Raw genomic sequence first — 22,985 nt, 5'->3', positions numbered from 1 at the left:
GGATGAAATGACCCGACACCTGATGCCGCAAGACGAACGCGCCCGGTCGGAGGAGCGGTGCAGGGAAGGGCAGGTGTGGACCCTGAGGGAATCCCTTGCGGGATGGGGACCCGGAAAGCTTTATTACCAGCCTCCGCTGGTCCTGGTGATCGGATTGGAGACGGGAGTGGGCGGTGCCGTGAGAGTGGCCCAGGTTTATGACGATCCGAGACTTATGGGCCCGGGAGATGTGCTCATTGGCGACGGCCTTTTTGCCGAGGCATGGAATACATACACCCTTCGGACTTCCGACCTGGAGCGATTGATTCGGGTGGTTCCGGAGAACATTCTCTCAGAGGTCCTTCAGCTCGAGAGCGCAGAGGTCGAACCGCTGGAGGAACACTCGCCGACGGCGGCATTTAGGAGGCTTGAAATCAGAGTGGGAGCATATTTTTCCATCCAGGCGGTTGCAGAACTCATGGGGCGCCTCGACCCCTCCCCGACCAGGCTTCTCCTGGACACATTCCCAGAGCCTGAGCGTATTTTGCAGCAGGTGAGAAGAAAGAAACCCGGAATCGCCTGGCCCGAAGGCGAGCTTTCAACCTTGAAAAGGTTGGCTTTCGCCCGGTTTCCGGCCGACGAGGCGCCTCTTGCCGCGTCCGGTTCGCAGAAGACGGTTCCCGTTAACATCCTGGAAATTTTTCCGCTGGAATACGGTGTGAATTTCAGGGCTTCCATTGCAACCATTTCCGTTTGGCGCGAACACGCAAGCGGGTTTCTGGCCGGGGGGCGAATACTGGGAGCTCTCCTGGGGGAGGCCGATGTGCTCGCCTGCCTGGAACTCCCGGACGGGTCGGTCCTGGATGCGGAAGAGTCCCTGGTTTCTCCCCGGGACGGATACTTCCGGGCGTTCTTTCCGGACGTGGATCCCGAGATGGCGCGAAACGGCCGCCTGGTGCTCCTGGTGTGTACGGCATGACCAATCAATGCTGGACTGTCCTTGAGTTGCGAAATTGGGCCGAGTGGGGCTTCCTCGAAGATCGAATCAGGGATCTTTTGCGGCCGCAAGAGCTGCTGTGGACCCTCGACGAATCGAGCTTCGCCGGCTCCTACACGACCATTCAGCACAGCTTTCCTCCCGAACGGAGACACCTGCTCCCCCAGGCGGTGATCGCCGCCGTGCTCTCCGATCCCGAAACCGTCCCTTTGTGGTTCCCCGGCTGGATGGCCTCCGAGCTGGACCTGAGAGAGATGGGCATTCCGCTGACCGTCGAGACGGCTTTTTCCATGAAATGGTCGCTGATCCCCCTTGCCCTGGCGGATGACAGGCGGGCAAATCTTTACTGGGTGCTCGTCGGACTTGCCCGGTCCGGCAGCGTCGAGTCGAATTTTCCGACCTGGTGGCCGGTGGTCGCGGACGAAGTCGCGGTTCGGAGCGCGGCCGCCGTCGTCGAAACGCTTCGGCCGGGCACTGACGAAGGTCTCTTCTTCTGGCCGCTTCTTCCATTCATCGATCGGCGCCTCATTCACGGACCATCCCTCGGTCTCCCTTTATACCTTGCCGCCCGTGGCCTGAGGACCGGACACACACCTCTTGCCCTCCTGGCCACCGGCGAGGTCCGTCAGAGCGGTTCTCTCGTTCCCGTAGGAGGACTCGAGCTCAAGGCGGCCGCTACGGCGCAGGAGGGATTAACGGGAATGCTGTATCCGAGACCGGGTGACGGGAAGGCCCACGGGTTCGAATCGCTGGCAGGACTCGCGGTGGATACGCTTGATGAGGCCTGTTACCTGTGGGACCTGTACGGATCCGGAACGGCTGCCGACCTTCGCATCGATTGGACATGCCTGGATGACCCGGCACGCCTCTCCTCCAATGCCCACCTTCTCTCCGACTCCACCCTCCGATGGGATGGCTTTGAGGATCGATATTCCCGGCAACTTTGGGCTGTTCTCCAGAATGGACGATACGCGAGGGCTTTCCTGGACAACCTGGAAGCTGAAATGGAAAACCCGGATTGTCCGGCATGGCGGATTCAGACCCTCCTCACGCCGCTCACCCCCGCGAAGGTGAACGACATCGCAGCGGGTGACCCTCTGACGGCTTTTCGGATCGCGCAGGTCCAAACGACGAGTTGCAGCCGTCGGGGCGATGTGGAGCCGGCGGCGTCGTGGGGAAACCTGGGGGGTGGACTCCTTGACCGGATCATTGCGGGGGAGCACGTATCGAGTCTCAGAGCGGGGCAACTCAACAGGGATTTCGTCCTGAATCGTCACGGGCGGTACGACTTCCGCCCCGATCCGCCTCGGCCACTTGTTGAGGCGATTGATGTGCTCAGCGAGGTGCATCGTGTTTTGAAGCGGTTTCAGCCGGGGACCCTCCCCGTGATCCTGGGGAAACTCCATGGGTCGATTGCCCAGAACTATGGCTTTTGTGGACCGCGGCACCTGCATGATGTGGAAAAGTATGTCGCCTTGGCGCAAGAAGCATTCGGGAATGGAAATTACAGCGATCACGTACAAGACTGGAGGCGGCAATTCTGCTACCTTTTTTACGCCTGCCTGGATGCAGGCGAATTGGAGCGGGCGGGTGAGATTCTGGAGGACTACCTTGGGCGGCCTCCACTGGACATCGGGGAGCGGGAATTCGAGGGGCTGAATCCGTACCAGCATGCCGCGCTGGCGCGATACCTCGCCGAATGCGGAATCACGGAGGCACGGTATGTGCCGTGGTGCCGGCAGCGTCTGCACGATCCCTTTTGCCAGCATCCCTGGCAGCTGTGGTTCCATAACGTGGGACATCTCATGGCGGACAGGGCTGCGATGGGTGCCGCATGGTCCCGTTCCGTAGAGCTTTGCCTGAAGCTTGGAATCACCGCGAGACCCATGGCGCTGCTTTCCTTGTCGTGCATCCGGCGCGAAGGTTTGTGGGATGAGGAGACGCTCCAAAGAAGGACATGGGAAGCGATGGCTGCCGTCAACTCCCCGGTGCTCTGCAAAGAGCACTTTCTCCCCATTGCGGAGTATACCTCTTGCGAGGCGATTTTGCGGGAGGTCTCAGCGGCGAAGACTCGTCTTTTCCCTTTTACGTATCGTTGAATAACCAGGTGAGCCCGGTGGGTCGCTGCAATCCCTCATCCAGCGCCACAAGGGCTGGAAGGGAAGCGACGGGGGGCGATTTCGGTGCTCGGTGCCCGACGTATCCCGTGGTTTCTCCTCCCGCAGGTCCTAGCGTTAAACGCAAGCCCACCTGGGGCCGCGCCTTTGGCCCTCAGTCCCTCGATCTCCTCAAACCACGCCCCTCGGCCCTGAGCCCCTCGATCTCCTCAAATCACGCCCCCGGTCCTCAGCTCCTCGAGCTCCTTTTCGCTCAACCCCAGGTGGCGCTCGTAGATGAACGCGTTGTCGGCTCCCACGGGACGGCAGACCCACTTGATCCTTCCCGGCGTTCGGGACATCGACTTGAAGGTGGAATTCTGCACGAGGACTTCGCCGTAGTGGGGATCGTCGGTCTTCACAAAGGTATTCCTTGCCGCCCAGTGCTCTCCCCGCAGGACATCGCGCGGCGTCTCCAGGCGGCCGGTAACGACGACCCCCTTCCTGTCCGGCCTGTTCCTGTATGCCGTGACCATTTCCAGGAGCTCGTCGGTGGTGTGGCGCGTGGTGAACGCCTCGATCTCGCGCCGGATGACCGGCTGGTTGGGAGGGTCGAGCCGCTCCCGGATGCTCGGGAACCGCGAGATGAGATCGGGCCGTTCAATGATCTCGCAGAGGGCCGTCCAATTAGGATCCGCGGAACCGGAAATGAAAGCGTATCCGTCCTTGCATTTCACGTAGGTGTAGGGAAACACGGCGTAGTCGTAATTGCCTGCGCGCGGCATGAGCCGGCCTGTCAGGTGATAGAAAGGGATGGCGTAGTTTGCCATCGCCCCGAGACCTTCCGGGGGGGAGCAGTCGACGAGCTGCCCGACGCCGGCGCGCCTTCGGTGAAACAAGGCCAGGAGAATGCCGAAAACAGCCCAGGCTCCCCCGGCGTACCAGCCCATCCAGTTGCCCTGCTTGAGCGGCCTCTTGAACGTCTCGGGAACATCGGCGTCCAGCTCCGACTCGCCGGTCACCGACATGACGAGGCCTCTGGCCTGGTCGACAATGTCGTAGTCGGGCTGGTTGCGGTTTCGCTCGGCCTCCTGCCCGAACTGGCCGCAGGTGTGTATGGAACAGCACACGATTCCCGGGTTGACCGCGGACAACTGCCGGTACCCCAGGCCGATGGAATCCATGTGGCCGGGCTTGAAGGTTTCGATAACCACGTCCGCCTTGCGGGCCAGCCCGGCAAACAGCCGCCGGCCCTCGTCCCGGTCGAGGTCGAGGGTGATGTGGAACTTGTTCCTTCCTTCGACGATGTAGCCGAGCCCGGTCCCCTGGATCATCATGCCGTACGGGCTCATCCGCCTGGCCGGATCCCCCTCGGGAGGCTCGACCCGAATCACTTCCGCGCCCAGCTCGGCCAGCAGCGATGAGGCGTAGAGTCCGGCGAAGCTTCCCCGGCCGGCATCGAGCACGAGCAGGTCGTCGAGGGCTTCGGGTTTCTCGAAAACGTCCGCGGGATTCGTTTCCCGGAAGGCCCATTCGGAGTAATCAGCGTTTTCCGTCATCCCGGAGGTTTTCTTTTCCGTCATGATTTTCGATTCGAAAGGCTATGGGAACCTCAAACCGCTCTCGCCGTCCCAGTCCGGCGGCGGGCAGTGGGACGGAATGTCCGGGTTCCACTGGAAGATGACCCCCTCGTCCTCGAGCTTTTTCACCGCTTCCTCGGACATGCCGAGGATCCCCGAGAGCACGTGGCGGTTGTCGAAGCCGAGGGGCCGGGAGCTCCACTTGATGCGGCCGGGTGTCCCGCTGAGCGCGGGCGGGCAGCAGTGCTGCACCATCGGGCCGTAGAGAGGATCGATATGTTCCTGGACGGTCGAACGTTCCCGGAAGTGCTCGCCGTGGTAGACGTCCCCGGCTTCGAGGACTCGAGAGGCCGCGAAACCGTGGAGACGGCCCAGGTCTTCCACCTCGTCCACGGTCCTGGAGGCCGCCCACGCGGAAATCGCGCCGAGCAACTCCCGGGCATTCTCGTCTTTGAGCCGGTCGCGCGGCGATGCGAACCGGTCGTAGAGGGGGAGCCGTTCCATCGCTTTGCACAGGCCCCTGAACTCGGGCTTGCTGAAGGCCGCTATGGCGACCCATCCGTCGGCGCACCGAAAGAGATCGGACGGGCACACGGCCAAATCCCGGTTGCCGGACCGAACCCGGTTTTCCCCCGTTTTCCAGGTGTAGAGCCACGTCCAGTCCAACCACCGGATGACGTTTTCCACCTGGAGATAATCGATGAACTGGCCCTCGCCCGTCCGCTCCCTGTAATTCAAGGCCGCGGTGACGGCAATGGCGCACATGAGCGCGGTGATCCAGTCGGCGATCCAGGAGCCCGATTTGATGGGACCCCGCTCCTCGAATCCCGTTATGGCCGATAGCCCCCCCATGCTCTGGGCCGCGGCGTCGTACGAATTCCTTTTCGCCCACGGCCCCCAGCTGCCGTAGCCGGACACGTGGAGCTGGATGATCCGGGGGTTGATTTCCCGGAGCTCCCTGTAGCTGATTCCCCACTCGGCCGTGCGGCCGGGAGTCAGATTGTCCACCACCACGTCGGATTTCTTCACCAGGTCGAGGAAGATCTCCCGGGCCCCGGGCTCCCCCAGGTGCATGCCGACCCAGTACTTGTTGCGGTTCTCGATCTCCAGCCCGGGAGACATGTTCTTGTAGTAGAAGGCGTAGGGAGTGACGAACCTCATGAGGTCCCCCTTGCGCCCCTCGAACTTGATGACTTCGGCTCCGAACTGCGCGAGAAATTCGCAGGCCGCCGGCCCGAGGTGCACGTAGCCGACTTCGAGAACCCGGATTCCTTCGAGCGGTTCCGGTTTATCGAAAAGCCGTCCCGGATCGTAGATGCGCTTGAGGTAATCCCGGTATGATTCCTGGTCGTCCATTGAAGGGCCCTGAATCTTGAAGGAAAGACCCCGGTCCCCCGACTCGGGCGACCGCTTTCATGGGCGTGACGCCTGGCCGGATGCCCCGGTTGATGCATTCGAGAACCCGGGCACCCGGAAAATCATTTGTCACGGGTTTGAATCGCCCCTGCCGCCAAAGGCCGAAGCCGGGCAATGGTTTCATACGGATTCGCGTTCAAAATGATACTCTAAAAGCGTGGGGGACGTATCCCCCACACCCCCACGCCGCTTCGCGGCTCCGTGTGGCGCTGCGGCGGCGGCCTTCGGCCGGTCGCCGACAGCGCCGAGCACTCGGCCTCACGCGCTTGCGCGTGTGGCCGAAACTTGGGGGGTGCGGGGGAATCATTCCCCCGCTCTTTTGTGCTTGAAAGATCCATCTCTTGAACGCAATTATCCATGCCCCCTGCGACACCCGCGAAGCATGAAAACAGACTCCCGAGGGAGTCTATTTTCTAGGTAACTTCGTATCAGGAGGCGTCGCAACGCGAGACGTTCACGATCCGGATCTGCGTCGAGGGAACGTCCTGGTGGGGGCCGAAAGAAGTGGTCTTGACATTCCTGATCTTATCAACCACTTCCATCCCTTCGACGACCTTCCCGAATACCGCGTATCCGAAACCCGTCGGGGTCGTGTTCTTGTGGTCGAGAAAATCGTTGTCCACGACATTGATGAAGAACTGTGACGTGGCGCTGTGAACCAGGTTCGTCCTCGCCATGGCGATGGTTCCGCGAACGTTCTTGAGCTCGGGGGAAGCTTCGTTCTTGATGGGATCCCTGGTCTTTTTCTCTTTCATGTCGGGAGACAGGCCGCCCCCCTGGATCATGAAATCGCTGATGACCCGGTGAAAGATGGTGCCGTTGTAATGACCCGCCTCCACGTAGCGGAGGAAATTGGCGACGGTGAGCGGAGCCTTGTCCGCCCAGAGCTCGATCTTGAAGGTCCCTTCGGAAGTCTCCATGCAGACGATCGGATTCGTTTCGCTTTTCATGTTTTCCCCAAGATGTCTGAAGTCATGGTCATGTGCCGGTTCATCGGATTCTTCACACTGATTGGCAAACGATAATTTATATTCCATTCAAGCGCTTTCTGCAAGCCATTTCCGGGGAGTGCCGTTTCCGGGAAGTGCAGGAGAGGATGTCGGTCAAGCCGGTTCCCGGGGCAACGAACCCTGCGCCGCGCCTGCCGCCACGGCGGTGACGGGTGCTCGCGTCCGTACCCTCGGAGGCACCGTCGGCGCGGAACGTTTCGGCGGTTTTCCCCGGCAAAGCGGCTATTCGTCCTCCATGCCTTTGGGGGCCGCCATCACTCCCTGGATCACCCTCAGCAGCTCCCGGATTTCATAGGGCTTGTGGACGAATCCGCGTGCCCCGTTTTCGAGCATCTGGATCGTCTGGCCGTCCGGCGAATATCCGCTGGCGATAATGACCGGAACATCCGGGTTGACCTTGAGCAACTCCTTGAGGCATTCCTTTCCGCCCATGCCGGGCATGATCAAGTCGAGGAGAACGACGTCCATGTCTTTCCAATGCTCCCTGAAGGCGCGCAGCCCGCTGTCGCCGTCGACGGCGATCATGACGCGGTAGCCGAATTGTTCGAGCATTTGCTTGCAGATATTCCTGATGGAGGCTTCGTCCTCGATCAGCAGCACGGTTTCGGTGCCGCCCCGCAATTCCTGGGGCGAGCGCTTCTCCTCGGGGCGCACGGCCGCGTTGGTCGGGGGCAGGTAGATGTCGAATCGGGTGCCTTTCCCGGCTTCGCTGAAGCACAGGATGCACCCCGCATGGCTCTGGACGATCCCGTAGACCATCGCCAGCCCGAGCCCCGTTCCCCTGCCTACCCCTTTGGTGCTGTAAAAGGGCTCGAAGATATGCTCCAGGGTCCCGGCGTCGATCCCGTGACCGTTATCGGATACGCTGAGCATCACGTATTCGCCGGGACTCACTCCCACTTGTCCCATGCAGAACAGCTCGTCGAGCACGACGTTCCTGGTCTCGATGGTGAGAACCCCTCCCTCCGGCATGGCGTCCCGGGCGTTGACGGCCAGGTTCATCAGAACCTGTTCGAACTGCGCGGGATCGGCATTGACGGGGCGCAGATCGGTCGCCAGGTTCAGCTCGATGGTGATCATCTTCGGGATGGTCCGTTCCAGGAGCTTCCTGGTTTCCACGATTTGACGGTTCAGATGAATGGGGCGGGGCTTGCTTTCGATTCTCCGGCTGAAGGTCAGCAACTGCCGGGTGAGCTCGCCACCGCGCTTGGCGGCGAAAAAGATCTCCTCGAGCTCCTTCTGGAACGGATCGTCCTGCTCCTTTCCAAACAACAGCATTTCCGCATAGCCTTGTATCACCTGCAACAGGTTGTTGAAATCATGAGCGATCCCTCCGGCCAGCGTGCCGATGGCTTCCATCTTGTGAGCGTGGAACAGCTGGGCCTGGAGCTTCTTCTGAAGAGTGATGTCCCGGATGAAGTTGAGGATGGCCGGTCTTTCCTCCCAGGTGCTGGGCACCGAGTTGGCTTCGAGCCACAGTTCCTCGCCGTTCTTTCTGAACGCTCTGAAGGCGTATCGGCTGGTCGAGTTTGATTCCAGCGTGTTGGCGTGTTCCTGCAGGACGGTCTGCCGGTCTTCGCTGTGAAGGAGCTCCGCGAGGTTGGCCGAGGTCAGCTCGTCCGTGGTGAATCCGGTGAGCGAGAGGGTCTTGGGATTGGGGAATTTGATGACTCCGTCCTGGGTGATGAAGATGGCTTCGTTGGCGTTTTCCACAACGAGCCGGTACTTCTCCTCGGACTCGCGCAGCGCATCCTCCACTTTCTTGCGCTCGGCGATTTCCCTTTCGAGTTGAAAGTTCTTTCCTTCGAGCTCCAGCCTGTTCCTGGCGGCCTCTTTCAGACCCGTCTGCAGGACAAGATTGCGGCCGTTGATGTGCCATGCGACGGCTGTTCCGCCCAGGACCAGGATCGACAAGGCCCCCATGGCCAGGAGCAACTGCCACGGCGCGGCCGTGCCGAAAAGCTCGGAAACCGGAGAGATGTTGACCAGGTAAAAGGGAGTGTTCTTGACCTCGACGCAGTTGATCACGAATTCCTCGTGCAGCTCTTCCCGGGAGAATTCGTCGAACGCCGGCGAATCGGCATCCTGGAGCGACTTGAGGTCGGAAAGCCGCGCGGTTACGAAATCGGGGTCGGGAACGGCCGTCGGGGGACGGCTGCACTCGCCCGTGATCACTGAAACGGCACGCTTGGAATAGCCCCCGACAGCCTTGATGAGGTGCGTCTGGACGGCCTGGGTCGACACCTCGGCGACGATCTGGCCGGAATATTTCCCCTTGAAGAAATAGGGGGCGGATATCAGCACCTGCCGGGCGTCATCCTTGATCTCGCTAAGAATGAGGGCGTCGGACGATCCGGGGGCGAGAAACCTCTGCCAGGCACCCGCCGAATCCGCTTCGGGTGAGGGCCTGGTGTCCACCAGCACCGTGCCCTGATCGTCCAGGAAGACGATCCTCGTGTAGATGGGGTCTTTCCCGAGCGCCCGGTCTCTTTGCACCCGCTCGAGCTCTTCCAGGATTCCGAGCAGGCTGGCTTCAAGGCCGTATTTCATGGACATCCCGAGCGCCCGGTTCTGGAAGAAAACGGAAATCGCCCGGCTTTCGCGGATGTCCCGCATGTCGTTCTTGCGCTCGGAATAAAAGTAGCTGAGGGCATCGGCCCGCTTCTCGGTGTCGTGGCGGAGCCGCTCCACGGTGGCTTTCCGCAGTTCCACCTGGGATAGGTAGTTTGCGATCAGGAGAATTCCGGTGAAAACGGTCAGGAGTACTCCCGCCGCGGCCGCGGTCAGATTCCAGCCCGTTCTGATCAGCTCGCGTCCAGTTCCCATACACGTGCTCTTCGATGCGTCGCCCGCTATTCTTGCGAAAAGAACTCCGGGTAATATTTCGGAATGGCAGGATAGTATTTTCGCACTATGCCGATATACGTCCCGTCCTTCTTGCATTGTTCGAAGAACTTGTCGAATGCCTCGCGCAGTTCCGGAGATGTCCTGGAAAAAGCGTATCCCATGCGCTGCATGGATGAGACGGGACCGATCACCTTGATTTTCCCCGGCCATTTGTCCATGGAGGCCAGGGCGTCCGGCACGTCTTGAAGCGCGCACTCGGCCCTGCCCTCGATCACGGCCGGAACGAGCTCGTTGACGCTGCCGTCGAATTTCCTGACGTCGGCTTGCGCCCTGTCCAGGGTATAGTACCGGGGGTCAAGACAGGTGTCGAAAATGCCCAGCACCCGGACTCCCCGAAGCTGGGACCTGACGGCTTCGACGTCCTGTTCCACACTGCCGCTGGGAACGATCGGCTTGAGACCCGCATCGGCACGCGCCACCAACCAGACCTGGTTGGGAAGCGTCGGAGTGGAGAAGTTGACGAGCTTCGTCCGCCAGGGCAATATCGTCAGACCGCTTGCAGCAATGTCCCCCTTGATGAGAGCATTTCCCACGACTTCGAAACCGTGCCCGCTGGGTCTGACCTTCCTGCCGGACAGGTCGGAGAAAACGTCGTCCCAGGTCGTTTCCACGAATTCGTACCGAACGCTCAGACTCTTCGCGAACAGCCTCACCATCTCGACGTCCAGCCCGTCACCGCTCCCGGTGACGAAGTTGGCGTAGCGGATGCCGAGGTGGCGCAGAACCCCTTTTGCCTTCACTTCCTTCAAATCAGCGCAGCACGCGGGGGATGTCAGCCAGAACAGAGACATTACCAGAAGAATCGTCATCTGCCTGTGCACCCATAATGAAAGAAGCGTCAAGGTCCCCACTCCGATGAGGTTCTGCAACACGGCGGGGCCGGAAAAATGACGGCGCGAAAAGCCGCCCGATTCTTTTCCCTTCATGCCGCCGTCCAAACGCGTCGAACGATCACGAGAGCGAATCCCGAAGGCTCCTGGACCGCCCGGTTCATGCGTCTGAAGCTTACCCGTCTTCGAGCAGCGCCATGCTTTTCGCCCGGTTGCCCCGCCTCAAGTGCGCCCGGTAGTCCGATTCATGATGCTCGATGACGTGCGTCAAATACCGCATGTTGTTTTCGATCGCCTCCTTGTAACAATCTCGGTCAATCCCCCACCGGCTCTTGAAATGATTGATCATGTACCGGTCGACCCCGCCCAGTTGCGTGCGGAAGCGATTCTTGGTGAATTCCCAGAATTCGGGCGTTTTCTTGATCAAATCCAGTTCGTCGGCGAAACCGGGAACCCCTCCCTCGCGAAATTCATGGAACAGCAGGGGCAATCTTTCCAGGTAAGTGCGATCCGCCATCTGGCCCAGCAAATCGGCACTCCCCAGTGCTTTGCCCAGGAATTCATGCTCCATGGATTCAAACGGGATTTCGGCGATCTTCACGTCGAGCCCGGTGCATCTCAAGCACCTGTGGCAAAAGCGCGCATCCCTCGACGAATATCCGTTTTCACGCAGATAACGTTCCGCGAAGAAGATGCTGCGTTCGACATGGGTCAGGGTGTACTGCGCACCGGTGCCTTTGGTTTCCTTTGCTTCCTGGATGTATCCTGTGTCGTGGAGAAGCGAGGACACGAGGCCGAGGACGGCCTGCTTTTCCGTGAGCCGCAGACCGGCGAGGAGCGCGCCGTGAATGAGCCTCGCCATGGCCAACAGGCAGTCCGTGGTGTGTTTGAGGTCATGGTAGTGGATGTTGCATTTTCGATATCCCGGGTAGTTGCCTTCAAAGAGCGATCGAATGTCCAGGCAGACCTTGAGGAGCGGGGAGTAGTCCCCGTTGGGAAACATCACCCTCACGATCAGTCCGACCTCGGAGAAAACCGCCTGCGGGTTGTCCATGTTAACCAAGTCTTCGAGCTTCACACTCTCGGGACCCATTCATGCCCCCACGACACAGTGACCGGACCGCACATCGGAATCGCCGGCGGACGGCGTTCCCTTGCCCGTTCCCGAAAATCGGAACGATCGACATCTTCAATTCTTGAAACTGAACGCCGGGCGAGCCGGCACGAAAACATACGGGGCGGACTTTTGCCGGTCCGCTGTGGACCATTTGCTCGGGGAAAACAGCATATATGCCTTGTTGACAAAGGCAAGAAAAAAATCCGGAGCGCGCCCCGGCCGCCGCGCGCGGCGCAACGGTACCGGGACGGATACGCGCCTCCGCCGAGGCGTGTGGAAGAGGCGCGACATCCGCGGCTAACGGTCATCGTCACTGTATACGAACTCACGCGTGATCGGCAGATCATTGTTCAAACCATTACTGAACAAAAATTGAAAAACCCTGTTGTCACCGTACTTGAACCCCGCGGATGAGGAGTAGAGGTAGAGCTTCCACATCCGTGCAAAAGCATCGCCGAACATTCGCCGGATCTTCTCTTCGTTTCTCTCGTAGTTCTCGATCCAGCGGTCGAGAGTATAAGCGTAGTGCAGGCGAAGGTTCTCGACATCGATGGTGGAAAAGCCGACCCGACCCATTTGGTGGAGCACCTCATCGATCCTGGGAATATAGTTTCCCGGGAAGATGTAGGTTTCGTGCCAGGATTTTCCTTTCAAAACCCGCTCGAAACCGATGGTGTGCAGTAACCCGAGCCCCCCCTTTCTCAGGAGGCTTGCCACCTTTTTCATGAATGCCGGGATGTATTCCCGCCCCACATGCTCGAACATGCCGATGGAAACGAATTTGTCGAATTCGCCCTTCAGGCTCCTGTAGTCTTTGAGGACCACGGAGACTTGTCGATCAAGGCCGAGTTCCTTGAGCTTTCTTGTCGCATATCGGCACTGGTTCTCGGAAAGAGTGTTTCCGACTCCGGTGATTCCGTAATTCCGGGCCGCGTGGATGAGCATTCCCCCCCAGCCGCACCCGATATCGAGCAGCCGCTCCCCAGGTTTGAGCATCAACTTCCTGGCGATGTGATCGTACTTGTTCAACTGTGCCTGCTCGAGGGGTTCGGCGAGATCCTTGAAATAGGCGCAGGAATAGGTCAGGGTTTCATCCAGGTAAAGCCGATAGAATTCATCCCCGCGGTCGTAGTGGTGGGCGATGTTCTTTTTCGCTCCGCCGGGGGTGCCGCGCGTCTTGAGGTAAGCGCGAATCCCGCGTATCGTATCGAGGAAGCCCGGCACAAGATTGTCGAAATTGATGTTCAATCCGAGGCGAAGGAGTTCCCGCAAATCGCCTTCCACTTCGATTTCCCCGGATGTGTAGGCTTCCCCGAATCCGAAAAACCTCTGAGCCATCAATGACCGGCCGCTCGCCTCCGATCTAAAGTGCAGGGTGAACCTGGGATGCTTCCCGAACCTCACTTCGTCACCGTCCCAGAACCTGAAGGCGAAATCAACGGACGGATCGGCGCGATGAAGGGTTTCAGCCAAAGTCTTCAGAATTGCTTTCACAGCCAGGCCTCCTTTTGCCGCAAGTCGATTTCTCAGGCCTTCCAAGCTTGGCTTCATCAAATAGGTCGGCAATGTGTGGGAAAACGAACAGCTTCTATGTTACCCTGAACAGGTTACCCGGAGAAACGGGAACCGCGGGTGGCGCATAGGGCACAGTTGATTGGGAATATGATAAGTCAACTTGAAACGATATCCATACGGGAAGACGAAAATGCTGGAATTGATTGTGTTTGTCTGTGGCGCCGTGGTGATGGTGCTGGAAATGACCGGATCGAGAATTCTGGCCCCCTTTCTCGGGACATCCATCGTGGTTTGGACGAGCCTGATCGGCGTCATCCTGGGATCGCTCAGCGCGGGATACTGGTGGGGCGGCCGCCTCGCCGATCGAAACCCGAGTCACCGAACACTGGCCGGCATCATACTCGTCGCCGGCTTTTGTATCGCCGGAATCGCGCTGAGCAAGTCGTTCGTGCTCGATTTTGTCCAGTACCGGGCGGGGAGCGTGCATCTCGCGGCCGTGCTCGGCACGGTCGTCCTGTTCGCTCCGTCGAGCGTCCTGCTCGGCATGGTTTCCCCGTACGCGGTGCGCTTGAAAATGAGAGCCCTCGAGGAGTCGGGGAGAACGGTGGGAAACCTTTACGCCATATCCACGGTGGGGAGCATTGTCGGGACCTTTCTGGCGGGATTCTTCCTGATCGGGTTTTTCGGCAGCACCAACATCATCATCATTCTATCCGTCGTGCTGGCGATCACCTCTTTCCTGGCGTATGCCGGAGACCGGATGGTGAAGATTTCCGCCTTGAGCTTGTTCGTCCTTCTTCTCCTCGGTTCCCAATCCTACAGCGGATACCTGGCGGGGCTCGATTTCCACGATATCGACACGCAGTACAACCGCATCCTCGTCTACAACACGATCAGCATGAGGACGGGCAAGCCCATGCGGGTGATGGTCACCGGTCCCGAGGGAACCCAGTCGGGCATGTTTCTGGATGACCACACCGAGCTCGCGCTCCGATACACCCAGTTCTATCCTCTTGCCGCACACTTCAATCCCCGGATGAGCAAGGTGTTGATGCTGGGAGGCGGGGGCTATTCCTTCCCCAAGTACGCCCTGCGCTTCTATCCGCGGATCGAGATGGACGTGGTGGAGCTCGACCCGGGAGTGACGGCCGTGGCACGAAGACTCTTCGCGCTGCGGGACGATCCCCGGCTGCGGATTCACCACGAGGACGCGCGGATCTTTCTGAATCGGGCATCCGGCAGCTACGACGTCATCCTGTGCGACACGTTCAATTCCCACTATTCCATCCCTTTCCATCTCAGCACCGTGGAGACCGTGAGAAGGCTTTTCGATCTGCTGGCGGACGACGGAGTGGTGCTTGTGAACACGCTGAGCGCGATCGAAGGTGACAGGGGGCGTTTCCTGAGGGCGGAAGTCGCGACCATCAAAGCCGTTTTTCCCCAGGTCTTCCTGTTTCCCGTGGATTCGTCGACGCCCCCGGAGCGATGGCAGAACGTCATGATCGTGGCGCTGAAATCTCCCGGTGCGCCGCGGCTGACAAGCGCCGACCCGGCAATCGCCGAGCTTCTCCGTCATCGATGGATCGGGCCGGTGAAGGAGGATCTCCCGATTCTCACCGACGATTACGCCCCGGTGGACCGGTACGTGACTTCCTTCCCATGACCCCGGTTCCGTCGGGCTCCCGCCTCACGGGCTCACCTCCACCGCCGCCTTGCCTGGGCGGGGCTTCCCTGATATGATTTGCCGTCGCACCCGCGGAGACCCCGGCTCCGGGGTGTGGCCGATCCGATCGGTGCCCGCCCTTTGCGGGATTCCCTTGGTCCTTTCATCCTCGTGGGGAGACCTCGCTTGGACAGCCGGCCAGCCAGAACTGAAACATACGTCGGCTTGGTGATCCTGTTCACTCTTGCCGTCATTGCCGCCGGTATTTTCCTGAAGCAATTCCATTACGACGCGGCCTTGTTCGCGCCCGCCGTTCCCGAAACCGGTTCCGCTCCCGCGTCCTCCGCCGGCTCCTCGGACGGACCCGATCTCAGCGACTACGCCACGGCGGGTCTCTCCCCCATGTCCGGAGTCGAGGTGTTCGGTCCGGAGACGCTTTCGGAAAAAATCGACGGCAAGGCGGAGATGTACCTTTCCGCCGGTTTCAAGGAATTGCGATGCCGGCGTTTCGGCAGGAGCGACCGGCCGAATGAGTGGCTGGAACTGTTTGTCTACGACATGGACAACCCGAGAAACGCCTTCGCGGTTTTCAGCCTGCAGAAACGGGCGGATGCCGAGGAGCTTTCCATCGTCCGGTTTTCCTACCGTACGTCCAACGCCCTCTACCTTGTGCATGGGCGGCATTACGTGGAAATCGTCGCATCGGTCGAGAGCATGGCGGAAGACGTGCTGGCGGTCGGCCTGAAATTCATCCAAACGATGCCGGCCGAAGGTGCGAACGTCGGTGAAATCGGGCTGTTTCCGCCCGAGGGTCTCGATCCGTCCTCCGTTGCACTTCATGTTTCGGACGTCTTCGGCTTCAGCGAGCTGGACAACACGTTCACCGCCTCCTACAACGTCGACGGCGTCACGGTGACGGCTTTTCTCTCGCGGCGCAAGAGCCCGGAGGATGCCGCGCGAATGGCCGAAGCCTATCGCCGGTTCCTGGTGGAAAACGGCGCGACGGTGACCGATGCGAACCTGGGAATCGAGGGCGCGAGGGTTCTGAAGGTGTTTGACACGTTCGAAGTGGTATTCAGCAAAGGCAGCTTCCTGGCCGGAGTCCACGAGGCCGACGACGGGGACGTGGCGGGCAGGCTTGCCGTCAGGCTGCATCAAGGAATCAGGTGAGGTCGCACAGTGAAACGGGACTCTGATGAAAAGGAGCTGAACCGACGGGATTTCCTCGTCCGGTCGGCCAGGGCGGGTGGTTTCATCGCCGCCGCCGGGCTCCTGGGCTACCGTCTCCACGATGACACGGGCGCTCGCGGATTGTCGTCGGACGAGGAGAGACAGGCCGTTCTGGCGGACTATTCAGTGCCCGGAACGAGTCGGAAGATGAGCATCGTTACGGGGCAGGACCGGGTGACGTCGGTCCGGCTCGGCCTGGAGGCGATGGGTGGAATCGAGTCTTTCATCAAGCGCGGCGACAAGGTGCTCATCAAGGTGAACGCCGCTTTCGCCACCGCTCCCGCGCTGTCGGCGACGACCGATCCCCGGCTGCTGTCCGAAGTGGTGCGGCTGTGTCTGAAGGCCGGGGCTTCCGAGGTGGCGGTCACCGACAATCCCATCAACGATCCGCAGAGCTGCTTCGCCCTGACCGGCATCGGGGAGGCCGCCCGTTCCTCGGGGGCGAAGGTGATCTATCCGAAGCAAACCTTCTTCAGACCCGTCACCTTGCCGGGCGGCAACCTGATCAGGAAATGGCCGGTGCTTGTCACCCCTTTCGAGGGTGTCGGCAAAGTGATCGGGATGGCACCCGTCAAGGACCATCACCGCAGCGGTGCATCCATGACCATGAAAAACTGGTACGGCCTGTTCGGCGGTCGGCGCAACATTTTTCACCAGAACATCCATGAGTTCATCATGGAGCTTGCCATGCTGGTGAAACCCACGCTCGTCATCCTGGACGGCATCACCGCCATGATGACCAACGGTCCGACCGGCGGGTCCCTGGCGGATCTGAAGCAGACGAACACCCTGGTTGTCGGCACGGACCAGGTGGCCGTCGACGCGTTCGGAGCCACGCTGCTCGGCAAGTCGGTGCACGATCTTCCCTACATCATGAAGGCCGAGGCTGCCGGAGCGGGCACAGCGGACTTCGAGTCACTCGGACCGGCGCGCGTCACGGCCGGCTAACCGTTTTCGAAGGGTCTCATGAAGATCGTTATCGTCAGACGCATCAGCCAGGTCTTCTTTTTCGTCGTATTCCTCTGGTTCTGCATTGTTAGCTCCCTGGGGACCGAATGGTGGCGGCTCAGGGGTTGGCCCGTGAACTGGTTCCTCCAGCTGGATCCGCTCGTCGCCCTGGGGACCGTGCTGACCACCGGCACGCTTTACTCCGGGCTGTCGTGGGCCCTGGCGGTTCTGGTCCTCACGGTCCTGTTCGGCAGATTCTTCTGCGGCTGGGTGTGTCCTTTCGGCAGCATTCATCACTTCGTGGGATACCTGGGCCGACGCGGAAAACCGTTGTCGCGCAGCCTCGAGCTCAATCGGCCGCATGCCGGTCAGGCGGTCAAGTATTACGTGCTCCTTTTCCTTCTCTGCGCGGCATCCGGGGTCCTCGCGGCGCGCATCCTGCGCCTCGTTTTCGACACTCCGCCCATATTCCTGGCCCTGGCCGCCGTGACAATCGTCGCGGCCGTGTTGACGGTGCGCGGGCTTCGTTCCAATCGCAGGAAAGCGTACGGCATCTTCCTGCTGATGCTGGGCTTCTGGACCGCGGCGGCTTTCGTCATCCCGCTCGAACAAGTGATCCGATCGTCCCTTCAGAGCGGGTTGCTGGACCCGATTCCCCTGGTGTATCGTTCGGTGAACCTCGTGCTTCTGCCTCTCCTGGATTCGAGCACGCGGACCCTTTTCGTCGGGCAGCGCTACTATGAAGGGGCTTGGCTCATCGGCGCGGTCTTCCTGGTCGCGGTGCTGCTGAATCTGAAAACGCCCCGGTTCTACTGCCGCTATGTCTGTCCCCTGGGAGCGCTCTACGGTGTGCTCGCCCGTCTCTCACTCTGGAAAATCGGCAGGGTCGCCGACGAATGCACCAACTGCCGTCTGTGCGAGGCGAACTGCGAAGGCGCATGCGAGCCGGCTGGGCGCATCCGCGTCCCGGAGTGCGTCCTGTGCATGAACTGCCTCGACGAGTGCAGGCACGATGTGATCGCCTATCGCACCGCGCCCTCGGCCTCCGGGGAGGTCCTCGTGCCGGATATGTCCAGGCGGGGTTTCGTCCTTGCCGGCGTGTCCGGGCTGGCGGTGATCCCCCTCGTGAGGCTCGGAGGCGGCATGAGCCACAGTTGGAATCCGGAGGTGATCCGTCCGCCGGGAGCGTTGTCCGAAGCGGATTTCATCGCCCGGTGCCTGAAGTGCGGCCAATGCATGCGCGTCTGCCCGACGAACGTCGTTCAGCCGTGCGGGTTGCAGGCGGGGTTGGAAGGATTGTGGACCCCCGTGCTGGATTTTCGCATCGGCACGAGCGGCTGCCAGTACAATTGCACGGCCTGCAGCCACGTCTGCCCGACGGCGGCCCTAAGGCCGATCAGCCTCGATGAAAAGCTCGGGCGCGGCGGTTTCGCCGGGAAAGGGCCCATCCGGATCGGCACGGCGTTTGTGGACCACGGCCGGTGCCTTCCCTGGGCCATGGACAAGCCGTGCATCGTGTGTCAGGAAAACTGCCCGGTCAGCCCGAAAGCGATCTTCGTGCGGGAGCATTTCGCCACCGTCAGGGACGGTGTGGTGGAAGTGAAATCCGCCGAACCGCTCTCGATCCGGATTGGAGGGACCGTTCTGAAACCCGGCAGATATGCCGCGGGAGACCACTACCTGAAGGTTTCGTCCGAGCCAGAGCACCAGCGCCGGCGCATCGTCGCGAACGGCGAATACACGGTGTCGCTGAGCCCCGAGCATCGGTTTGCCGAGCTTCCGGCCGCAGGCACCCGCGTTGAAATCCAGGTTCGCCTTCAGAGACCCCAGGTGGACTTGGAACGCTGCACAGGGTGCGGCGTCTGCGAACACGAATGCCCGGTCACCGGGAGGAGAGCGATCAGGGTCACGGCGGAAAACGAGTCGCGAACCAGGAAAAAATCTCTCCTCCTGTAAGGTTTTGCACCGGTCGGCTTTACACTCATTCAACGAAAGGACGGACAAGATGTCCCACGGAAAAGGACTTTCCAGACGTGATTTCATCAAGACCGCCGGAGCCATGGGGAGCGGATCCCTGCTGGTCGGGAGCCGTGCTTTCGCGCAGAGCGGTGCCCCTGCGACCGAAACGCCCGGGGCGGATGCCGGGGAAATTCCCACCAGGCCGTTCGGCAAGACGGGGATACGCGTCTCATGCCTTTCGCTGGGCGGGATGTTCGACATCCCGTCCAATCAACTTCTCCTGAAGCAGGCCGTGCGGTGGGGCGTCACCTACTGGGATACCGCCGATTGCTACGAGGGTGGAAGGAGCGAGGCGGGTTTCGGCCAGTTCTTCAAGAAATACCCCGAGACGCGCGGCAAGGTATTCCTGGTCACCAAGTCCGACGAACGGAATCCGGAGGGGATGACCAAGCTGCTCCAACAGTCCCTGGAAAGGCTCAACACGGACTACATCGACCTTTATTTCATTCATGGCACGAGGAGCATCAAGGAGCTCAACAACGATACCAGGGCATGGGTGGAGAAAGCCAAAAAAGAAGGGAAGATCAAGCTGTTCGGATTCAGCACCCACAGCAACATGGAGGAATGCATGCTGGGCGCCGCCGGGCTCGGCTGGATCGACGGCATCATGATGACGTACAATTTCCGCATCATGCACAGCGACAGGATGAAGGCGGCCGTGGATGCTTGCGTGAAGGCGGGAATCGGCCTCACCGCGATGAAAACCCAAGGCGGCGGTTCCGTCAGGATGGACAGCGAAGCGGAACTGGCTTTGGCCGGCCGTTTCCTGAAAATGGGATTCACGGACAAGCAGGCCAAGCTGAAAGCGGTCTGGGAGAATCCCGACATCGCGAGCATCTGCTCCCAGATGCCCAGCTTGACGGTCCTCATGTCCAACGTCGCGGCGGCGCTCAACCGGGACAAGCTCTCCGCACCGGACCTGGAGCTTTTGAACCGTTACGCCCTCGAAACTTCGTCCGGGTATTGCGCCGGGTGCGCCGACCTGTGTGAATCGGCCATCGATTGCAGGGTGCCCGTCGGCGACGTGATGCGTCATCTGATGTATTTTCACAGCTACGGTGAGCGGGACCGGGCACGGGAGTTTTTCGCCGGCCTCGACCGGGACGTGAAAGACCGGCTGCGTGAGATGGACTTCAAACAGGCGGAAAACAAGTGTCCCAACCATGTCCGGATCGGGCGACTCATGAAAGAGGCCTCGACCCTGTTGGCCTGAGCGGTGTCATTCCGGCATGCCGGCGCTGTAAAGGCTGCTCATGATAACGATTCGCGTTCGGGATCGCGCCATGACGATTCAGCGGAAAGTCAAGCGGTCGGGGATAAACGCCGGTCCTTTTTGCGACGCGTGGAATTGCGGGGCAGGGTGTCCCGCCCTCGCCCGAACTTGCCGTCCCGAGCGCAAGCCGGTCTCGGACGGGGGCCCGGCGAGCGATGGACGGAGGTGGTGTCCGATGGGAACGGAACTTTTGAGCGCGGAAGTTGTCTGAATGAATGAAGACCTGAAACCGCGCGACGCAGATCGGGAGCAGGATCTGGCCTGGGTGGGCGCCTTCCTCGAGGGCGACCGAACTGCCTTCGATCGTCTCGTCTTGCGTCACAAGGACAGGGTCTTCAACTTGTGTTGGCGGTTGCTGGGGGATCGCGAGGAGGCCAATGAGCAGGCACAGGAGGTGTTCGTAAGGGTATTCCGGTCGATCAAGGATTTTCGATTCAAGTCGAGCTTCTCGACGTGGCTCTACGCTATTGCCGTGAATACCTGCCGGAACAGGCTGAAGTCTTCGGAGTACCGGCGCAGAAGGCGTATGGTTTCCATCGACGCGCTCCAGGATCCCGACTGTGATCGGGCGGTACCGGAGCTGAGGGATCCTTCGCCCTCCGTGCTCGATCGCATGACCGACAGGGAACGGGACGGCCTGATCCAGAGCGCCATCGACAGCCTGCCCGAAGAGTCCCGGACAATTGTGGTCCTGCGGGACATCGAGGGCATCGCCTACGAGGAAATCGCCGCGGTGACGCGCCTGAACCTCGGCACGGTGAAATCGCGGCTCGCGCGGGCGAGGCAACAGCTCAGAGACAAACTGAAGGGACTGATCTGAAATGGACTGCACCCGCATCATCGACTTGCTGCCGGAATACCTGGAAGGAACGCTCGACGGTTCCGAGAAGAGCAGGGTTGAGGAGCATCTGGCCGGGTGCGAGGCGTGCAGCGCCGAGCTGAAGCTGATCCAGCGCTACTTTCAGACGATGGCCGGCCTCGAGCGGCACGAAGCCCCGGCTGATTTTCTCAGGAACGTGCACGCGCGCATCGAGCGGGAGCCTTCCTGGAAAAGTCTGTTGAGCCGACTTTTTCTGCCCCTGAAGATCAAGCTGCCGCTGGAGGCGTTGGGAGTCGCCGCCGCCGCGCTGCTCATCTTCACCTTCTATTACAGTGCGCCGGAAACGAAGATGGACCTCCCGAGGGAATCCCCGGTGGCCCGGGCTCCCGCCACCGCCGAGGCTCCGATGCCGCCCGGGACAGTGGCGGGGCTTCCCGCTCCCGCCCAGCCTCCGAGCCGGGCGGCGACTTCGGTTCCAGCCCCGGCCCCGACGGAGATTCATCCTCGGCCCAAAGCCGCGGCTCCGGCTCAGGATCGTTTTGCCGCGCAGCCCTCCTTTCCGGAAGAGGAACGCGGAGCGGGCCGGGCGAAACCGGAGGCCGAAGCGCCGGCCGGCGCCGTGGAAGCGGGCAGGGCGGGACCCGTTGAGCGGGCGGCGACGGGGATCCCCGCGCCGAAGCCTGAAGCCGGGCCGTCGAAGCGTGCCGACCGTTCCCAGGCAATTCTCCCGGCCCCTTCGGCGCCGGCGGTGCAGCGTCGGATGTCCCCCCGGGTCGTCCATGACGAGCTGACGCTCTCGGTTGAACTGCGTGCCGCCGTGGGCGGACAGGTATCCGGAGCCGTCGGCCGCGCGTCGCCGGGCGCGGCGGAAAGGGCGGATTCGGAAGTTTCGATGCGGGAAGCATCGCCCGTGCCCCAGGCGGCTCCGACGCAGGAAGAAGCCCGAGGAGCCGGACGAGCGGGAGCAGGAGTCGGGACATCCGAACCCGCGAAAGCGCCCGCATCTCCGGGAGCCGTCCCGCGGGCCGGCACTGCTCAGCCCCGCGCAAAAGCGGGCAAACCCGCGAAGTCGCCGGCTGCCGGGCCCCCGAGTGAGACGGTGTCTGGAACGCCCGAGGAGTTGCCGCGCTCCCTTTCGCAACCCGTCGATGCGGCCGCCGAAGTCTCCAAGGCGGTGCGTTCCTCCGGGGGCGTGGTACTGGCCGAAGATTTCGACCGGAAGACCGGACTGCTGAAGACCATTGTCGCTGAAATCCCGGCCGAGGGCTACTCCGCCGTGGTTTCCGGCCTTGAGCGCATCGGGGCGGTCCGCAAACGTTCCGGCCTCCCCCCGGGCGTCGGGCCTGGAGCGCGACTCCGGCTGCGAATCGAATTCTCGACGCCCCCGACCGCACGATGACTTTCGCCGCATGGGGGCGTCCATCCGTTCTCCGGGCAATCCGGTGTGGAGCACGATCCCGGGCAACAGAGCAAGGGGTCAAACCTACACTTTTCACATTTCGTTTCTGCTCCGCCCCGCCCGCGCGGACAACAGGCCCTTGCCCGCAGGTTCATCGCGCACCTGGTGTTTCTGCCCCGCCCGCAG

At 61.2% G+C, this 22,985-nt stretch carries 16 protein-coding genes; 9 read left to right on the top strand and 7 right to left on the bottom strand.

Features of this window, described 5'->3' with window-relative positions; translation table 11 throughout:
- Positions 1 to 7 precede the first annotated feature (7 nt).
- Both SFUM_RS06985 and SFUM_RS06980 read left to right on the top strand, forming a co-directional pair.
- Positions 8 to 958: a hypothetical protein gene (locus SFUM_RS06985; RefSeq protein WP_150109454.1), complete on the top strand. Its 951-nt coding sequence runs from the start codon at positions 8 to 10 to the stop codon at positions 956 to 958.
- Complete coding sequence (locus SFUM_RS06980) at positions 955 to 3,075, top strand: hypothetical protein (protein ID WP_011698203.1); 2,121 nt, start codon at positions 955 to 957, stop codon at positions 3,073 to 3,075. The genes SFUM_RS06985 and SFUM_RS06980 overlap by 4 nt, the downstream gene beginning before the upstream one ends.
- 227 nt (positions 3,076 to 3,302) lie before the next feature.
- Here SFUM_RS06980 and SFUM_RS06975 read toward each other — a convergent pair whose 3' ends face one another.
- The 7 genes from SFUM_RS06975 to SFUM_RS06940 form a co-directional block, all read right to left on the bottom strand.
- Positions 3,303 to 4,631 carry a CaiB/BaiF CoA transferase family protein gene (locus tag SFUM_RS06975; protein WP_208597117.1) on the bottom strand — a complete coding sequence of 443 codons (1,329 nt, stop codon included), beginning with the start codon at positions 4,629 to 4,631 and terminating at the stop codon, positions 3,303 to 3,305.
- A 42-nt stretch (positions 4,632 to 4,673) separates the two neighbouring features.
- A complete protein-coding gene (locus SFUM_RS06970; protein WP_011698201.1) occupies positions 4,674 to 6,008 on the bottom strand; it encodes a CoA transferase in 1,335 nt (444 codons plus the stop codon).
- Positions 6,009 to 6,496: 488 nt separating this feature from the next.
- A complete protein-coding gene (locus SFUM_RS06965) occupies positions 6,497 to 7,018 on the bottom strand; it encodes a peptidylprolyl isomerase (protein ID WP_011698200.1) in 522 nt (173 codons plus the stop codon).
- A 282-nt stretch (positions 7,019 to 7,300) separates the two neighbouring features.
- Complete coding sequence (locus tag SFUM_RS21545; RefSeq protein WP_049766312.1) at positions 7,301 to 9,904, bottom strand: PAS domain S-box protein; 2,604 nt, start codon at positions 9,902 to 9,904, stop codon at positions 7,301 to 7,303.
- A 26-nt stretch (positions 9,905 to 9,930) separates the two neighbouring features.
- Positions 9,931 to 10,911, bottom strand: a complete 981-nt coding sequence (locus tag SFUM_RS06955; RefSeq protein WP_208597116.1) for a transporter substrate-binding domain-containing protein — start codon at positions 10,909 to 10,911, stop codon at positions 9,931 to 9,933.
- Between the two features lie 79 nt (positions 10,912 to 10,990).
- A complete protein-coding gene (locus SFUM_RS06950) occupies positions 10,991 to 11,908 on the bottom strand; it encodes a hypothetical protein (protein ID WP_011698197.1) in 918 nt (305 codons plus the stop codon).
- Positions 11,909 to 12,229: 321 nt separating this feature from the next.
- The gene (locus SFUM_RS06940; RefSeq protein ID WP_011698195.1) at positions 12,230 to 13,426 is read right to left on the bottom strand and encodes an SAM-dependent methyltransferase; all 1,197 of its coding nucleotides are present in this window, start codon (positions 13,424 to 13,426) and stop codon (positions 12,230 to 12,232) included.
- A 211-nt stretch (positions 13,427 to 13,637) separates the two neighbouring features.
- Here SFUM_RS06940 and SFUM_RS06935 point away from each other — a divergent pair, with 211 nt between their 5' ends.
- The 7 genes from SFUM_RS06935 (at position 13,638) to SFUM_RS06905 (ending at position 22,799) form a co-directional block, all read left to right on the top strand.
- Positions 13,638 to 15,110 carry a fused MFS/spermidine synthase gene (locus SFUM_RS06935; protein WP_011698194.1) on the top strand — a complete coding sequence of 491 codons (1,473 nt, stop codon included), beginning with the start codon at positions 13,638 to 13,640 and terminating at the stop codon, positions 15,108 to 15,110.
- A gap of 186 nt (positions 15,111 to 15,296) precedes the next feature.
- Positions 15,297 to 16,280 (top strand): DUF6599 family protein, encoded by a 984-nt coding sequence (locus tag SFUM_RS06930; RefSeq protein WP_011698193.1) that lies wholly within the window; start codon positions 15,297 to 15,299, stop codon positions 16,278 to 16,280.
- Positions 16,281 to 16,289: 9 nt separating this feature from the next.
- The gene (locus tag SFUM_RS06925; protein WP_011698192.1) at positions 16,290 to 17,288 is read left to right on the top strand and encodes a DUF362 domain-containing protein; all 999 of its coding nucleotides are present in this window, start codon (positions 16,290 to 16,292) and stop codon (positions 17,286 to 17,288) included.
- 18 nt (positions 17,289 to 17,306) lie between these two features.
- A complete protein-coding gene (locus tag SFUM_RS06920) occupies positions 17,307 to 19,244 on the top strand; it encodes a 4Fe-4S binding protein (protein ID WP_011698191.1) in 1,938 nt (645 codons plus the stop codon).
- A gap of 49 nt (positions 19,245 to 19,293) precedes the next feature.
- Complete coding sequence (locus tag SFUM_RS06915) at positions 19,294 to 20,520, top strand: aldo/keto reductase (protein WP_011698190.1); 1,227 nt, start codon at positions 19,294 to 19,296, stop codon at positions 20,518 to 20,520.
- Positions 20,521 to 20,791: 271 nt separating this feature from the next.
- Positions 20,792 to 21,400, top strand: a complete 609-nt coding sequence (locus SFUM_RS06910; protein WP_011698189.1) for a sigma-70 family RNA polymerase sigma factor — start codon at positions 20,792 to 20,794, stop codon at positions 21,398 to 21,400.
- A gap of 1 nt (position 21,401) precedes the next feature.
- Positions 21,402 to 22,799 (top strand): DUF2275 domain-containing protein, encoded by a 1,398-nt coding sequence (locus SFUM_RS06905; RefSeq protein ID WP_011698188.1) that lies wholly within the window; start codon positions 21,402 to 21,404, stop codon positions 22,797 to 22,799.
- The last annotated feature ends 186 nt before the right edge of the window (positions 22,800 to 22,985 follow it).

It is taken from the genome of Syntrophobacter fumaroxidans MPOB, from assembly GCF_000014965.1.
In the GTDB taxonomy this organism is placed as follows: domain Bacteria; phylum Desulfobacterota; class Syntrophobacteria; order Syntrophobacterales; family Syntrophobacteraceae; genus Syntrophobacter; species Syntrophobacter fumaroxidans.
The sequence above is the reverse complement of the archived record's forward strand: the minus strand, read 5'-3'. Positions and strand labels throughout refer to the sequence as shown.